The organism is Mycobacterium sp. NPDC048908 (assembly GCF_043197955.1).
Classification (GTDB): Bacteria; Actinomycetota; Actinomycetes; order Mycobacteriales; family Mycobacteriaceae; genus Mycobacterium.
This window is the reverse complement of sequence record NZ_JBICUE010000002.1, coordinates 748,254-762,922: the sequence shown is the minus strand read 5'-3', so window position 1 is coordinate 762,922 and position 14,669 is coordinate 748,254. Positions and strand designations below refer to the sequence as shown.

The following is a 14,669-nucleotide window of genomic DNA, read 5'->3' as shown; positions in this document are numbered from 1 at the left end:
CGCTCCCGTCACCGAACTCGGTTAATCGCCATGCGTGTTGGCGAGCGAGGTCATGGCCGCATATCAGTTATGTCCAGTAGGCGGGTAGTGATTGCATGTGGTCCTTGTTGCCGTGCTCTAGAGAGGTCAGCTCTTCGATAGCCGAAGGGCCTTCAAGACTTGACAATCCGTTCGTCCAGAGCGCTATTCGGCCGCGGTACCAGCTACGCCAATCGACCTCCAGCCCCCCGGCGGCCAAACCGGCGTAGTACCAGGCTCCTTCCCAGTCACGCCACCGGCGCCGGCCCTCAGCTGCCCGGTTAGCGAAATCCGTGAGCACGGGATTGCGGGCGATCGCCTCGGAGAACCTCAAAGCTATTTCAGCTGGATCGGCTTCGCTCCCGCGCATCGGACGCTCCGTCCGATCGCGAGAGTCGTTCAACTCCAGAAGGGCTGCGTACCAAGCATCCAGCGCAGTGCGCCAGCCCCTACCGGTGTACGGCTCCCACGGCTGAATATCCATCGTTGAAATATCATGTGCGGCAAGCTGATTGCTGACTTCAAAGTCCGTCTCTGGCGCGCCACCAAACATGGCCGTCGAGAGGCGTTGACGCCAACTCGGATCCAGTGTTCCCGTGCGTGCATCCATAAGAATCGGCTTGAGCCGCATGTACCGTGCAAACCCGTATTGGTGACGCGCGCGTTGCTGCTTAAGGTCCCAGATATATGAACTAGTCATGTGCGCTCTTGGTCCAGATCCTCTTCGACGCCCAGCACCGCGTCTTCTATCAATTCTCGGTGATGCCCCATGTCGACTGCGGTGGCGGCGTACACCATGTCGGGTAGCGGCAGTGGTCGCGTCGACCAGCCGCCGATGACTTCGGCTGTTCGCGCAACCAGCCAGTGCGCCCGGTACTTGCGCAGATCGTCGACAGTCTCGCTGGGGTCTCTGCCGCCGCTCATGAAACCGGGACGCGTCATCGCGCCGGAAATGTTGAATTTCAGGGCCTGCGCGTCGTATTCGGCCCATTCCTGTGCGCTCGGTTCAATAGGCGAACCGCGCATCGACCAGATTCGCCGGAACGCATCGGGAATGCCCTCGGCTACGACCACCGCCTGGGTGGTCGCAGCGTTGAGCATGAGGGCGCTCACCGCATTGACAACGCGGTCCTGATACAGCGAATGGGCTTCCATCACACGCAGCAGCCTGGGATACATGTCAGGCCACAACAGGCTTAGCCGATGCACGTGCAGACCATCCAGGGTCGGCGGAGCGATGGGCCGCTCCCCCGGCCGAAGAAGCGGGTTCACGTCGCGGGAGCATGACGGCGGATGCTCCACGCCCGCGTCGCGCAGCACGGTTACCGCGCCAGTGGTCGCCGCGGCCACCAGCCGCCAGCCAGTCTCGGAGCGGATACGCGCATATTCGATGAGAACCCGCGCCGGATCGTGCCATCCGAACCACAGTTGGCGAAAATGGCCGTCCACCAATGGATCTGTGGCCAGGACCCGAGCCGAGCGCGGAACATAAACACCGGCCGGGATAAAGCTCGCACCGTCATTGGACGTGATCACCATTTCGGTCCCGCTCGGCGACCGAAAAACGCCGACCGCCCAGTCCATGCCAATGTAGTTCACCCACTCTGCGGCGTACTGAAGCTTCCACGCCAACTCCTTGGCGGCCGCCGCATCGGCCGACTCCAGGCGCTCCCGCGCCGCCGCCGTCTGCCCCGCAGCCACCACACTTGCCGGGATCAGCGTCGCACCCCCTCCCGCACTCGACGGCGGTGCCGCTGAGGATTGCGCATTGCTGCCACCAACAATCGTTCCCGCCGACATCGTCGGCGCCGCCGGTGGAGGCACAGCGCCCGCCGGTGGCCCCATCGAGCCAGGCGGCAGCATTATCGGTGCGCCGCTACCCATTCCAGCCCCGGCAGGGGCCGCGGGAGCCGTCACGCCCGGCTGAGCCGCCGCCGGCGAGACACCGCCGCCGGCCGCAGCCCACACCGGCGAAGCTGGCACCGCAGACCCGCCTGGCGACAGCGCCGATGATTGACTCGCAGCGGACGGCGACATCGCTGGCATCCCTCCGCCGATCCCGGCACCCGTGTATAAGCCCCGAGAGAACGCCGCCGCAGGAGAACCCGCACCAGCAGCCGCCGGCGCGCCACCAACAGCCTGCGATCCTCCTGCCGCACCGGGCATCCCACCTAAACCACCTGTGAGCGGATTAGACGACAGACCGGACACGCCGCCGCTACCCAGACCGCCAGGCATACTCGGCATCCCACCGGGGCCCATTCCGCCACCATTGCCCATGCTAGGTATCGACGGCACACCATCACCGAGCGCCGACGCGTGGCGGGAGGGAGCTTTAGGTGGCGGGGAGACTGCGTACTCGCCGCGATGACCAAAGTCCGTGTTGTCTTTGCCGGAGCTTGAAGCTTCACCGGACTCGCCGGACTCACCATGTCTCGGCGAGCTGCCCTCCTGGTATTCACGCCGAGTATTTGGGGCGACACCCGCATCGTCACCGGGTCGCCCTGGCTCGGCATTGTCCCCACGGTGGCCGTAGTCTGCCGAGCTGTTGTCAAGGGCGTCGATCAGCGGAGGCGACGCAGGCGCGCCTCCGGCGCTGACCATCGCAGTCAGTGCCGAAATATTGGGCGCGCCTAGGCCATTGACTGCTGATTTGATCGCCGCACCCATTGCTTCTACACCAAGTTCGGTACTGCGCCGTGCCGCAGCATGGTAGCGGCGGATGATCTCCGCTTGGTCAGCATTAGGTCGATGCAGTTCGGCCTCCGCGAGAAGTATCAGGGCCGTGTGTCCTGCGGCGACCTCGGAGATCGCGGCGGCGACAGAGCCCGCAGCTGCGGACAGACGCCCGTAATAGTCTGCCCCGCCGGCGGCCGCGATCTCTGCTTGCTTCATTTTGAGGTGTCCGATCTCAAATCCTGTTGAGCGAGCGGCGGTTTCACGTGTTCGATTATCGACGCGGAGCTGCTCTGCTGAAGCTTCCAGTCGTGCTGCTGTCGCCGCGTGCGCCGCTGCGAGCTGCGTGAAAGGGTCTGGATCAGGCATTTCGATGTCGCGTGTAACGATCAGACTCGCTATGCCGCTGCCAGCATGAGCCACCGCTGCCATAGAACTACCTGCCGTCAAAGATGGCCGACGGCGGTCAGCGATTGGGCGTTGTCGGCGTCGATCTGCACCAGCGTCGCAGTTGCTTGCCGGTGGGCGGAATAACCGGACGTCAGCCTTTGATTTACGGCTGATACCAGGGACGCTCCTTGACGCGCGGCCACTTCGAGGTCGGCTACAACCTGCGAGAGGGCGTGGGTTGTTGTGGTGTTGGACGCAGTAGGAGCGCCCACTACCGGTGCATCAATGTTGGCCGATTGCGCCATCGCTGCGTCAAGGTCAATACGCCGCATGCTCATTCTCCTTTGCAAAAGGTAGTGATTTTTCTTGCCGCCGCTGACGCGCGGTCAGATGCTGCGTTGGAAATGGCAGCGGGTAGCCGCCGCGTATCAGCGTCAAGTGTGTCCAGGACTCCGCTGCGATACGCCGCGATGGCCTCAGCGAGTTGGACTGGCGTAGAAGAGCCGACCGCAGACCGCATTGCCTCAAGTTCGACGAGCGCCGAGGCTTGCGCGCGTGTGAGAGCCGCGACGGTGATTGGATCGTCCCACTGCGGGGGTGCCTCTAAGAACGGACGTCGGTCGCGGGCAATTGCCTCTGTGGCCGTCACCGCGACACTGCACGCATCAGCTCCTCTGGCGGTCTGTTCGGTAGGCCGTGCGAGCGGTGCCGTTTCCGCTGATCGTGCTGAGGGCGCGGGCGGCGCTGGTGAACCGAACAGAGCGAGCGCGCCCAGAACCACTGCCACCGCTCCCAACAGAAGCGCTAGCCAGGAAACCCAACTCCGCGACGTACGTGCGGCTGGCGGCGTGCCCACACTCATGTGACTCACCGTAACCTCGTCCGCCGACATCCACCACTCCGTTAGCACATTTAGAGCAATCCCATACGTGCACGTCATGTTGCCTATAGGCAACACGGTGGCAAACCTCAATGCACCTCCTGGTTCGCAGCTCCATATTGAAAGATCGGCATCAAGACTGTCTTGATATCAAGGCGTGCGCCGCTTACTATCAAGACAGTCTTGATGGGCGGGCTGGGAGGTCCTTGCATGGATGGTTTCGAAGCGGTGAGTGCTCGCGGTGAATTGGTGGTGTCAGTTGGAGGTGATGGGGTCGCACTTGGCGTGCGGCTGAGTCCGGCAGTGATGGATCTGTCCGCCGAGGAGTTGGCGACGCGGATCGTGCGGCTGAACACGTTGGCGCATCTGCGCTTTCAGTTGGCTATCGACCAGTGGCTGCAAAGCGATGACGGGGACCAGGGTGCCGGTGCCCTTCGGTCAGCGGCACAAGTCGCGGCCTACGCGCGGACTATCGATTTCTGAGAGTGGCTAAAGCTATGGACCATGTAGCAGGCATCGCCGCGCAAGTCGCGGATCGCATCGGACGCATTCGGTCCGCGGTGGACGAACTTCAACGGCAATCGCCGAGTTCGGAAGTCCGGGTCTCGAGCGCCGGCGGCGAGGTGTTGGTGTCGGTCGATCGCCTCGGCCGGCTAATGTCCATTCAGCTGGCGCCGGGCTCGACAGTTCGCTTCACCTGCGACGCGCTGGAATGTCTGATCAATGACACGCTGCGCGTGGCAGTGGACCTCGCTGCGCGGCCCGATCGACAACTGTTGTCTGCATAGGACGATCCGGCAGGGCAGTTGGAGGCCATCAACACATTCTGGAAGAATCCTGATCACCGGAATACGGCTACAAGTCCGATGATTGAAGCGAGCCCAGGGTGGATGAGAGCAGCGCAGTCGAGGAGCTGCTGACAGCGCATGCCGAGATGGAGAGGCTGACGGCCGCCCTTGCCGACGCGCGAGAGCGTCGCCGTGCCGCCGCACGGCGATTGATTGAGCTTGGTCGGGGATTCCCGTGGATTGCAGCGCAATTGGGTGTGACCCCGCAGGCGGTCGACGGATTTGTGAAGTACAAGGACCGCAATCAACGCACCTAGGGTCGTGACGCTGCACCCCGTTAGCGACCTAGCCTGTTAGCTTCACGGCCTTGGTGCAGCCGCACCCTGAGCTGCGGCGACCGCCGCCTCGTCTAGTTCGACGACCGTGCCCTTCTTGGCCCAGAGCCCAGGCAGTAGATGTCGCGAGGTAGACGACGCCAGCCGGCCGAATCGGCGCCCCACAGCTGGCGACGATCACTACAATCCGTGACGGCGCCGCAATTCCTCTCCGCTGACTGTGTTTCCGGATGCATAGTCGGCATCTGTCGCAGCCAAGTCGGCGCGCATATCGACTAGAAGCGCACCCACTTCGGCCTCACCGTAGGTGCAGGCCGGCCGCAGTCTGTTCGTCCGACTGCGCCGATGACTCCCGAATCCCGAGCACCGACAACCAATACTCCGTCTCGCCCTCACCACTGACGTTTCCCACTGTGCCGAAGCGATGCTGCCAATCGCCATCTCGGAAACGCTGCGGCGCCCCTAAAGGGACGTCGCGCCTGCCCTGGAATTCGCTGTGCATTGACGACAGCCGAAGACAAACGACGAATTACCGTATCCTCCCGGCCCAATGTGACTCAGGTGGTGGACTGCGTTCCAAGTGTCGGCATACGTTCTGCCTCATGCGAGATCACTTACAAAACATGGCGATTCGTCGCCATGACGTGACGTCGGTAAGGACAGCGCCACTTGTTCGTTTCCGACTTGAGGCGGCAGCCAATCCCCATCCGCGACGCGATTCCATCCCCTCCTAGCCGATGAGCTGGAAGGCCCTCGACTGGGCGACTGATATCAACGTCGGTTCGCCGACGATGAGGCTCATCCTCATTCTCCTTGCGAACAAAGCAGATGAGCAGTTTTCTTGCTACCCGTCAGTCCGAACGCTCATGGCAGAGTCGTGCGCCGCGCGAAGCACAGTCCTCAACGCCCTAAACAGGCTTGAGCGCGAAGGGCTTATCACGCGAGTCGCTCAGTATCACGAATCTGGGGCCCAGCGATGCAGTCGCTACTTCCTCAATCATCCAGATGCGGCTCACCTCAAGGCCGGTCCAAATCCAGGACCCCCCGGTCCGCAGGCGGGACGGGCGGGGTCTCCCACCGAGACCGGGAGGGTCCAAGATCTGGACCCCCCGGGGGTCCGACGTACAGACGCCTTGAATCCTCCAGAAGAATCCTCATCCGAACCGTCGTGCTTTCTACGATCCATGCCAGAGCCTTGGCGGCTCAGCGAACGGGAAGCAGCGAAGCTCTCGCCGGCAATTGAGCGCGCCCTGGCGTCGGGATGGACCGCGCAGAGTCTCAAGGCTCACCTGTCGCGAAGTCCAGAGGGAGTCCGGTACCCGGCCGCAGTCCTTGCACGCCGCCTTGCTGAGCTCCCAACGCCACCGAGCTCGTCGCTCCGACGTGGCATCGCTTGGTGCGGCGAGTGCGAAGACGATCAGTCGCGGACCATCACCATCACTCTGCCGAACGGAACCGAGGCGGCGACGTTCTGTCCCCAATGCAGTCCTCAAATGCGGCCAGGCTCGGTCGGCGGGCATATTTCCGAATTCGATTCACGAGGAGGTGAAACAATTGGAGAACAACGTCTTTGACGAATTGCCGCTACTCCTTGCCGTCCCCCGGGCCGCGGAAATCCTGGGCATCAGCCGCGCGGCGGCGTATCGACTCGCCGCTGCGGGCGAACTTCCAGTGCGCAGGTTCGGCGGTCGTGTCTACATCGTGACCGCTCAGCTTCGAGAGTTGGTCGCATAGTGAAAGGCACTGTCTACCAGCGTGGTAAGACATGGACCTACCGCTTCCGCAGCCCTGAACGGGATCCGTCGACCGGCGTCTACCCTTGGATCAGCAAGGGCGGCTTTGCCACTAAGAAGGAAGCATGGACCGCCTGCCGCGACGCGATGCGCGAAGCTGACCGCGGCCGAGTCGTAAGGCCCGCGACTCGCACAGTCGCCCAATTCCTTAACGAATGGTTCACGGCTATCGAACCGTCGATCGACGCCACAACGTGGCAGAACTGGAAGGACTACGCCCAGGCATACGTCATTCCCCGGATCGGCGGCCAACGTCTCCAGAGCGTCGACGAACCCCAACTGTTGAAGCTTTACGGGACGCTGCTCGCGGAAGGACGCGTCAAGCGCGACCGCAACAGCGAGATGTACGCTTACTGGTCGGATCGGGTGGCCAGGGGCGAAAACCCTACGGCTCGTGAGGTTTCCGACGCGTGTAAGACGACGATCCACGCCGCACGAGCGGCGGTTCGGCGGTACAGATCCGGCGTTCTCCCCAAGCAGATGACCAGTGGCCTCGCACCCAAAACGGTGCGCAACATCCATGCGATGGTCCACCGGGCGTTCGTTGATGCCGTCGCCTGGAAGTACATCCCCTACAACCCGGCAAGCAACATCAAACCACCCAAACGCCCACGAAAGCGGCGCATGGTGTGGAGTCCCGACCAGATCCAAATCTTCCTGATGTCGGTGCAGCGCGACCGGTTCGCACCGCTCTTTCTCCTCGAGCTGACGACCGGGATTCGACGGGGCCAGATTTGTGGTCTCAAGTGGTCGGCCGTCGACCTCGATGCCGGCGAGATCACTGTGCATGACAACCGGGTCGTCGTGGCGGGCCACGCGCTGGACAAAGCAGGTGGCAAGACCAAGAATGCCGACCAGACGATATCGATCGATCGGGCCACCGTCGCGGCTCTGCGCAGATGGCACGAGCATCAAGACGGCGAGCGCGAATTCTTCGGCGCTGACTATCACCCCGGAGACTACGTGTTCACATTCGAGGACGGCCGCCCACCACATCCGGACACGATCAGACAGCGATTCGACCGCCTCGCCGCCGCCGCGGGGCTCTCCCGGATCACGTTCCACGATCTGCGCCACTCGTATGCCACCGGCGCACTGAAAGCCGGTGTCAGCCCGAAGATTCTCAGCGAACGAATCGGACACGCGGACGTCGGATTCTTCCTCCAGACCTATGCCCACGTGATCACGAACGACGACCGTGAGGCGGCCCAGCAGGCCGCGTCATTCCTCATCGGTGACGGCTGGGACCCTGAACCAGATGATGAGCAAGGCTAATGTTCACAAATCCGTTCACAAGCGGCATGAAAACGGCCCCCGGAGGTATCTCCGGGGGCCGTTTTGCCTAGTAGCGGGGACAGGATTCGAACCTGCGACCTCTGGGTTATGAGCCCAGCGAGCTACCGAGCTGCTCCACCCCGCGTCGGTGAACGCAAGGTTACCGAAGACGCAGGTGTCCCACCAAATCGCGTGCTCAGCCGCCACGCAGCGTCACGCTTGGCGCACAGCCATACGTCTTTTGGTACCGCGCCGAGAACCGGCCCGCGTGGCCGAACCCCCACCGCGCGGCTATCTCGCTCACGGTGGCCGCAGTCGGATCGGCGTCGATCAACTCGTGGTGTGCCCGGTCAAGTCGCACTCGACGGAGATATCCCATCGGCGTCGTCCCGAGATGGCGGCGAAACATCAACTGAACGGTCCTTGGCGTGACATGGACGGCGTGAGCGATGTCACAGACCCCGATATCACGGTGGAAGTTCTCGTCGACGAACGCGACAGCCCGACGCATTAGTCATTAGTTCGGCCGACGGCCTCGTGTCGTCGTGACCGTCCTGCGTTGTCCGAACGATGTGGGGAAAACACGTCAGTAGCGCCGCGGCAACGAAGCGCGCCGTCGATGCGACGACGAGCGGCCCCGCCAGATCGGATGGCGACGTCACGACGCGCGTGACGTATCCGGCGGTGCGTCGCCACAGGTCGGCCAGCCCGTCGGTCGGAGGTTCGAGGACTCGAAACTCGATCGACGCGGCACCGCCCATCGTCGCCACACTGTCGAGCACTCCGCTGCCGATCGCGAGTTGACGTATTCGGGCATCGCGGGCCTGGAAGACCTGTGGGCCGCCGCGACGGGCGCCCAGGATGGGACGACCGGCGGCCAACCGTTCGTCGCGCTGCCCACAGGTCAGCTCCAAATGACCGGCGGTCAGTTCCGTGACGAACACCGCGTCCGCCGGTTCGCACGCGTAACGGAAAGAACCCGCCACCGAGGTCTCGCTGATGCTGAACGACCCCGCGTCGTGTCGCACATGCCGGATGGTCACTCCGGGCGCCGTCGCCGCGATGCGGACCGCACTGCCGTGCGCCTTGCCGAGAATCGCCCCCATTCGCGCCGGATCCGCCGTCGCGTATTCATGCCTACGAATCAACTGAGTCATCTGTTGCCTCATGGCAAATATTACACGAGAGCAAGCAGTTTAAACTTTCGGCGCGAAGAGTCAGACAACCGCGACGTCGAGGTTGAGCGGCTCCCCCGCGGCCTCGGCAAAAACGTCCAACACATGGGCAAGGGTCTCGCGATCGCGAGCGCTCATCTTGCGCAACACCCGCTTGATCGCCGCGCGACGGTGTTGGGCCACCCGGTCGATCAGCGCATGTCCTTCGTCGGTAAGTGTCAGAGTGATGTTTCGACGGTCAGCCGGGTCTTCGCTGCGGTGTAGCAGGCCCGCCTTGAGCACTCGGTCACAGATCCGACTGGCGTTGGGGGCGCTGACGCCCAGCGCAGTCGCGACCGAACCCAGATTCATCGGCCCGCGAGTGGCGATCATCATCAGCACCCGCAACTGAGGCACGGTCACGATGTCGTCGACCTCCGCCACCGAGGCGGCCGCCATCCCGACCAACGCCCGGGATGCGGCCATCACGGCTTCCACCTGACGCGTCGATACCGCGCCGCCTCTGCGTTCGCCCGCACTCATGCCCACACTATCTCCTGATAATTAACTGAAAGCAACTGTTGCTGCTGGTTTGCAATAGGCGTGTTGCGGCAAGTCTTCCGTTATGCGAGCACTAAGCGTCGAGGTGTCCAAACCAGACTCACTGGAGATCAAAGACATCCCCGAACCGGAACCGGGCCCCAACGAGCTCATGGTCAATGGCGTCGCCATTGGAATCTGTGGCACGGACAAGGAGATCGCGAGCGGCCAATACGGCTGGGCGCCGCCCGGCCGCGACAGGCTGGTCCTCGGACACGAGTCGCTGGGCAGGGTCGAGCAAGCGCCGAACGGAAGTGGGTTCGCGCCCGGCGACCTGGTGGTCGGCGTGGTGCGTCGGCCTGATCCGGAGCCGTGCGGCGCATGCGCACATGGCGAGTTCGACATGTGCCGTAACGGCCGCTACACCGAGCGAGGCATCAAAGAGCGGGACGGCTATGGCAGCCAACGGTGGTGCGTCGAGACGGATTACGCGGTTCGCCTCGATCCGCACTTGGCGGACGTCGGAATGCTGCTCGAGCCCACCACTGTGGTGGCCAAGGCGTGGGAGCAGGTGCGGCGTGTCGGCGAACGGGCCTGGTTCGAACCCAAGAATGCGTTGATCACCGGCGCAGGGCCCATCGGTCTGCTGGCCGCCCTGCTGTCCGTGCAGCAGGGACTCGAGACCCACGTGCTGGACCGCGTCACCGATGGCCCCAAGCCAAGCCTCGTCAGAGGGCTCGGGGCGACGTACCACCACGCCGACATCGACGAGGTGGCCGCAAAGCTGCAACCGGACATCGTGATCGAGGCGACCGGCGCCGGGCCGGTGGTGTTCGGCGCGATCGCCAACACCGGCGGCTACGGCATCGTCTGCCTGACCGGAGTGTCGCCGGCAGGGCGGACCATGAAGGTCGACGCCGGCGCCGTCAACCGCGAACTCGTGCTGCAGAACGACGCGGTGGTCGGTTCGGTCAACGCCAATCTGCGCCACTATCACCAGGCGGCGGAGGCACTGGCGAAGGCGGATGCGTCGTGGCTGGCCGGTCTGATCACCCGGCGAGTGCCGCTCACACACTCTGCCGAAGCCTTCCGTCCGCAGGACGACGGCGTCAAGGTGGTCGTCGACCTCGAAGAAGCGAGGTGACGTTGGCCCACATCGAGGACTACGCGCTGCTGGGTGATCAACAGACCGCGGCGCTGGTGAGCCGCGACGGTGCTGTCGACTGGCTGTGTCTGCCACGCTTCGACTCACCCGCCTGCTTCGCCTCCCTGGTCGGCGGAACTGAGGCCGGCAGTTGGCAATTGGCGCCGGCCGCCGGTGGTCCGGCGACACGGCGCCGCTATCGCGACGACTCACTGGTGCTGGAAAGTGAGTGGGACACCCCAGAGGGAACCGCGCGGTTGCTCGACTTCATGCCGCCACGAGGGGTCGCCGCGGACGTTGTGCGCATCGTCGAGGGAGTGCACGGCCGGGTGCCCATGCGGATGCTGCTGCGGCTGCGGTTCGACTACGGACACGCGGTGCCGTGGGTGCGCCGACGCGGCGAGGACCTGACCGCCATCGCCGGCCCGGACGCGGTGTGGCTGCGCACTCCGGCCACGTTACGCGGCGAGGACCTGACCACCGTCGCGGAGTTCGATGTCTCAGCAGGACAGCGAATTCCGTTTGTCTTGACATACCAGTTGTCCCATCTGCCGAGACCGGATCCTGTCGATGCGAACGCCGCGCTCAACCAGACCGAACAGTGGTGGGCACGGTGGATGAAACAGTGCCGCTACACCGGGAGATGGCAGGAGGAGGTCCGCCGATCCCTGTTGCTGCTCAAGGCGCTGACCTACCAGCCCACCGGCGGTATCGTTGCCGCGGCCACCACGTCGCTGCCTGAACAGCTTGGTGGCCCGCGCAATTGGGACTACCGCTACTGCTGGCTGCGCGACGCGACGTTCACGCTTCAGGCGCTGCTGGGTACCGGATTCGTCGACGAGGCACGCGGTTGGCGTGAGTGGCTGGTGCGCGCGGTGGCAGGCGTCCCCGCCGATCTGCAGATCATGTACGGCCTGGACGGCAGGCGCCGACTTCCCGAATTCACGCTGCCGTGGCTGTGCGGATACGAGAACTCGCAACCGGTGCGGGTGGGCAACGCCGCCGCCGGACAATTCCAGCTCGACGTGTGGGGTGAGGTACTCGACGGTCTGCATCTGGCACGCGAGGCGGGGCTGCCGACCGACGACACCGCGTGGGACGTGCAACGCGCACTGCTGGACTTCCTGGAGGGACACTGGGAGAAACCGGACAGCAGCCTATGGGAAATCCGCGGTCCGGCACGGCACTTCGTGCACTCCAAGGTGATGGCGTGGGCCGGCGTCGACCGTGCCGTGCGCACCGTAGAGCATCACCACCTGCCGGGCCCCTTACACCGGTGGCGAGCACTGCGCGACGAGATTCACCGCGAAGTCTGCACCAACGGCTACGACCCCGATCGCAATACCTTCACGCAGTCGTATGGGTCAGATGAACTCGACGCGGCGCTGCTGCTCCTTCCCCGGGTCGGATTCCTGCCGTGGCGCGACCCCAGGATCGTGGGCACGGTGCGCGCGGTGCAACGAGAGCTGTGCCAGGACGGGTTCGTGTTGCGCTATCGGCCGCAACAGAGCAACGACGGACTGCCCGGCGGCGAAGGCGTCTTCCTCGCCTGCAGCTTCTGGTTGGCCGATGCGTTGTGCGGCATCGGCAACAACGACGAGGCAACCGAGTTGTTCGATCGACTGTTGGCTCTGCGCAACGACGTTGGGCTGCTGAGCGAGGAATACGACACGGCCCGCGGCCGACAAGTCGGAAACACCCCGCAGGCGTTCAGCATGGTGGGCCTGATCAACACGGCGCGGCAACTGAGCGGCCATCACACCGCCACATCGGCGCGCCGACATGAACAGAACCTGCATTCAGACTGAGTTATTTGTTGATTAGCAATACTTGCCTTACAGCAACTATTGAGAGTACCAAGGAGAGATGAGCGAAATGTCAGAGAAGACCGTCGCCGACTACCTGCTCGAGCGCCTTCGCGACTGGGGTGTCCGCCACGTGTTCGGCTATCCCGGCGACGGCATCAACGCCGTCCTCGCCGCGTGGGGCCGTGCCGACGACAATCCGCAATTCATCCAGTCGCGTCACGAGGAGATGAGCGCGTTCGAGGCGGTCGGCTATGCCAAGTTCACCGGCGCTCTGGGTGTCTGCATCGCGACCTCCGGCCCTGGTGCGGTGCACCTTCTCAACGGGCTCTACGACGCCAAGCTCGACCACGTGCCTGTGTTGGCGATCGTCGGTCAGACCAACCGCAGCGCCATCGGCGGCTCCTACCAGCAGGAAATCGACCTGGCCAACCTGTACAAGGATGTGGCCAGCGAGTACGTCCAAACCGTCACGGTGCCAGAGCAATTGCCCAACGTCCTGGACCGTGCGATTCGAACGGCGATGGCCAGACGGGCGCCGACCGCGTTGATCATCCCCGCCGACGTCCAGGAACTGGCCTATTCCCCGCCTACGCACGACTTCAAGATGGTCCCGTCCAGCATCGGCATCCAATGGCCCGCCATCGCACCCGACGACGCCGCCATCCGCCGGGCCGCCGACGTGCTGAATGCGGGCAAGAAGGTGGCGATGCTGGTGGGCACCGGCGCCCGCGACGCCCACCGAGAACTCGCCGAGGTGGCCGACCTGCTCGGTGCAGGGGCGGCGAAGGCGTTGCTCGGCAAGGACGTGTTGTCCGACGAGTTGCCGTGGGTGACAGGGTCCATCGGATTGCTCGGCACGAGACCCAGCTACGAGATGATGCGCGACTGCGACACACTGCTCACCGTCGGGTCGAGTTTCCCTTACACCCAGTTCCTGCCCGAGTTCGGACAGGCCCGGGCAGTGCAGATCGACATCGATCCCACCCTGATCGGGATGCGTTACCCGTACGAAGTGAACGTCGTCGCGGATGCGAAAACCGCGTTGCGGGCGCTGCTTCCCCATCTGATTCACAAGTCCGACCGCTCGTGGCGGCGCGACATCGAACGCAACGTCACACGGTGGTGGGAGACCATGCACAAACGGGCCATGGTGAGCGCGAAATCGGTCAACCCGCTACGGCTGTTCGCCGAACTGTCACCGCAACTCCCTGACAACGCCATCGTCACGGCCGACTCCGGATCGGCGGCCAACTGGTATGCCCGGCAGCTTCGGCTCCGCGGTGATATGCGCGGTTCGCTGTCGGGCACGTTGGCCACCATGGGCCCCGGCGTGCCGTATGCGATCGGCGCCAAATTCGGCCATCCCGACCGGCCGGTGATCGCCTTCGTCGGCGACGGCGCCATGCAGATGAACGGCATGGCCGAACTGATCACGATCAAGCGTTACCACGACCAGTGGAGTGACCCGCGGTTGGTCGTTGCGATCCTGCACAACAACGACCTCAATCAGGTCACCTGGGAGATGCGCGCAATGGGCGGTGCACCGAAATTCACTCAGTCACAGTCTCTTCCCGATGTCGATTTCGCCGCATTCGCCGCGAGCCTCGGCCTCAATTCGGCCGTCATCACCGACCCCGACGATCTGGCCGACGCATGGAAGACAGCGTTGTCGGCCGACCGGCCGACCGTGCTCGACGTTCACACCGATCCGGACATGCCGCCGATTCCGCCGCATGCCACCTGGGACCAGTTCACCGCGTTGGCCGGCGCTGTGCTCAAGGGCGATGAGGACAGCTGGGGTTTCATCAAAGAAGGCGTCAAAGCCAAAGCCCAGGAATTCGTCCCCCATCACAGCTCGTGAACTCGGC

Annotated in this window: 15 protein-coding genes and 1 tRNA gene; 9 read left to right on the top strand and 7 right to left on the bottom strand. The window is 63.9% G+C overall.

The genetic code is table 11. From position 1 onward, the window contains the following. Positions 1 to 67: 67 nt before the first annotated feature. Genes ACGFK1_RS08315 through ACGFK1_RS08305 form a run of 3 tightly spaced genes read right to left on the bottom strand, consistent with a single transcriptional unit; the run spans position 68 to position 3,416 of the window. Positions 68 to 718, bottom strand: coding sequence for a hypothetical protein (locus ACGFK1_RS08315; RefSeq protein ID WP_393427748.1), 651 nt, complete (start codon positions 716 to 718; stop codon positions 68 to 70). Next, positions 715 to 3,126: a hypothetical protein gene (locus ACGFK1_RS08310; RefSeq protein ID WP_393427747.1), complete on the bottom strand. Its 2,412-nt coding sequence runs from the start codon at positions 3,124 to 3,126 to the stop codon at positions 715 to 717. Before ACGFK1_RS08310 ends, ACGFK1_RS08315 begins: the two co-directional genes overlap by 4 nt. A gap of 14 nt (positions 3,127 to 3,140) precedes the next feature. Further along, on the bottom strand, positions 3,141 to 3,416 hold the full coding sequence (locus ACGFK1_RS08305) for a hypothetical protein (protein ID WP_393427746.1): 276 nt from the start codon (positions 3,414 to 3,416) through the stop codon (positions 3,141 to 3,143). Positions 3,417 to 4,174: 758 nt separating this feature from the next. Between ACGFK1_RS08305 and ACGFK1_RS08300 the strand changes: the two genes are divergently transcribed. From ACGFK1_RS08300 to ACGFK1_RS08275, 6 genes are all read left to right on the top strand, one after another. Next, positions 4,175 to 4,447, top strand: a complete 273-nt coding sequence (locus tag ACGFK1_RS08300) for a DUF2694 domain-containing protein (protein ID WP_393427745.1) — start codon at positions 4,175 to 4,177, stop codon at positions 4,445 to 4,447. A gap of 14 nt (positions 4,448 to 4,461) precedes the next feature. Then, positions 4,462 to 4,752, top strand: a complete 291-nt coding sequence (locus ACGFK1_RS08295; protein ID WP_393427744.1) for a hypothetical protein — start codon at positions 4,462 to 4,464, stop codon at positions 4,750 to 4,752. 98 nt (positions 4,753 to 4,850) lie between these two features. Next, positions 4,851 to 5,069, top strand: a complete 219-nt coding sequence (locus ACGFK1_RS08290; RefSeq protein ID WP_393427743.1) for a LuxR family transcriptional regulator — start codon at positions 4,851 to 4,853, stop codon at positions 5,067 to 5,069. Between the two features lie 755 nt (positions 5,070 to 5,824). Then, on the top strand, positions 5,825 to 6,661 hold the full coding sequence (locus ACGFK1_RS08285) for a helix-turn-helix domain-containing protein (RefSeq protein WP_393427742.1): 837 nt from the start codon (positions 5,825 to 5,827) through the stop codon (positions 6,659 to 6,661). Further along, positions 6,633 to 6,821 (top strand): helix-turn-helix domain-containing protein, encoded by a 189-nt coding sequence (locus ACGFK1_RS08280; RefSeq protein ID WP_225332527.1) that lies wholly within the window; start codon positions 6,633 to 6,635, stop codon positions 6,819 to 6,821. The genes ACGFK1_RS08285 and ACGFK1_RS08280 overlap by 29 nt, the downstream gene beginning before the upstream one ends. Further along, entirely contained in the window at positions 6,821 to 8,155 is a 1,335-nt protein-coding gene (locus ACGFK1_RS08275; RefSeq protein ID WP_393427741.1) for a tyrosine-type recombinase/integrase, read from the top strand. The genes ACGFK1_RS08280 and ACGFK1_RS08275 overlap by 1 nt, the downstream gene beginning before the upstream one ends. Before the next feature lie 71 nt (positions 8,156 to 8,226). On the opposite strand, the gene ACGFK1_RS08270 is transcribed toward ACGFK1_RS08275, so the two are convergent. From ACGFK1_RS08270 to ACGFK1_RS08255, 4 genes are all read right to left on the bottom strand, one after another. Next, positions 8,227 to 8,300, bottom strand: a tRNA-Met gene (locus ACGFK1_RS08270). A 51-nt stretch (positions 8,301 to 8,351) separates the two neighbouring features. Then, a complete protein-coding gene (locus tag ACGFK1_RS08265; RefSeq protein ID WP_393427740.1) occupies positions 8,352 to 8,666 on the bottom strand; it encodes a helix-turn-helix transcriptional regulator in 315 nt (104 codons plus the stop codon). Further along, positions 8,623 to 9,324: a hypothetical protein gene (locus tag ACGFK1_RS08260; RefSeq protein ID WP_393427739.1), complete on the bottom strand. Its 702-nt coding sequence runs from the start codon at positions 9,322 to 9,324 to the stop codon at positions 8,623 to 8,625. The genes ACGFK1_RS08265 and ACGFK1_RS08260 overlap by 44 nt, the downstream gene beginning before the upstream one ends. A gap of 48 nt (positions 9,325 to 9,372) precedes the next feature. After that, positions 9,373 to 9,852, bottom strand: a complete 480-nt coding sequence (locus ACGFK1_RS08255) for a MarR family transcriptional regulator (RefSeq protein ID WP_393427738.1) — start codon at positions 9,850 to 9,852, stop codon at positions 9,373 to 9,375. Between the two features lie 82 nt (positions 9,853 to 9,934). Between ACGFK1_RS08255 and ACGFK1_RS08250 the strand changes: the two genes are divergently transcribed. The 3 genes from ACGFK1_RS08250 (at position 9,935) to ACGFK1_RS08240 (ending at position 14,662) form a co-directional block, all read left to right on the top strand. Next, positions 9,935 to 10,993: a glucose 1-dehydrogenase gene (locus ACGFK1_RS08250; protein ID WP_393427737.1), complete on the top strand. Its 1,059-nt coding sequence runs from the start codon at positions 9,935 to 9,937 to the stop codon at positions 10,991 to 10,993. Next, positions 10,990 to 12,801 carry a glycoside hydrolase family 15 protein gene (locus tag ACGFK1_RS08245; RefSeq protein WP_393427736.1) on the top strand — a complete coding sequence of 604 codons (1,812 nt, stop codon included), beginning with the start codon at positions 10,990 to 10,992 and terminating at the stop codon, positions 12,799 to 12,801. The genes ACGFK1_RS08250 and ACGFK1_RS08245 overlap by 4 nt, the downstream gene beginning before the upstream one ends. Before the next feature lie 67 nt (positions 12,802 to 12,868). Beyond that, the gene (locus ACGFK1_RS08240) at positions 12,869 to 14,662 is read left to right on the top strand and encodes a thiamine pyrophosphate-requiring protein (RefSeq protein WP_393427891.1); all 1,794 of its coding nucleotides are present in this window, start codon (positions 12,869 to 12,871) and stop codon (positions 14,660 to 14,662) included. The last annotated feature ends 7 nt before the right edge of the window (positions 14,663 to 14,669 follow it).

What these genes read in the sequence shown, in the direction of transcription:
- ACGFK1_RS08315 (WP_393427748.1), bottom strand. Translation starts at nt 718, where the DNA reads ATGACTAGTTCATATATCTGGGACCTTAAGCAGCAACGCGCGCGTCAC.
- ACGFK1_RS08310 (WP_393427747.1), bottom strand. Translation starts at nt 3,126, where the DNA reads ATGGCAGCGGTGGCTCATGCTGGCAGCGGCATAGCGAGTCTGATCGTT.
- ACGFK1_RS08305 (WP_393427746.1), bottom strand. Translation starts at nt 3,416, where the DNA reads ATGCGGCGTATTGACCTTGACGCAGCGATGGCGCAATCGGCCAACATT.
- ACGFK1_RS08300 (WP_393427745.1), top strand. Translation starts at nt 4,175, where the DNA reads ATGGATGGTTTCGAAGCGGTGAGTGCTCGCGGTGAATTGGTGGTGTCA.
- ACGFK1_RS08295 (WP_393427744.1), top strand. Translation starts at nt 4,462, where the DNA reads ATGGACCATGTAGCAGGCATCGCCGCGCAAGTCGCGGATCGCATCGGA.
- ACGFK1_RS08285 (WP_393427742.1), top strand. Translation starts at nt 5,825, where the DNA reads ATGAGCTGGAAGGCCCTCGACTGGGCGACTGATATCAACGTCGGTTCG.
- ACGFK1_RS08265 (WP_393427740.1), bottom strand. Translation starts at nt 8,666, where the DNA reads ATGCGTCGGGCTGTCGCGTTCGTCGACGAGAACTTCCACCGTGATATC.
- ACGFK1_RS08260 (WP_393427739.1), bottom strand. Translation starts at nt 9,324, where the DNA reads ATGAGGCAACAGATGACTCAGTTGATTCGTAGGCATGAATACGCGACG.
- ACGFK1_RS08255 (WP_393427738.1), bottom strand. Translation starts at nt 9,852, where the DNA reads ATGAGTGCGGGCGAACGCAGAGGCGGCGCGGTATCGACGCGTCAGGTG.
- ACGFK1_RS08250 (WP_393427737.1), top strand. Translation starts at nt 9,935, where the DNA reads ATGCGAGCACTAAGCGTCGAGGTGTCCAAACCAGACTCACTGGAGATC.
- ACGFK1_RS08240 (WP_393427891.1), top strand. Translation starts at nt 12,869, where the DNA reads ATGTCAGAGAAGACCGTCGCCGACTACCTGCTCGAGCGCCTTCGCGAC.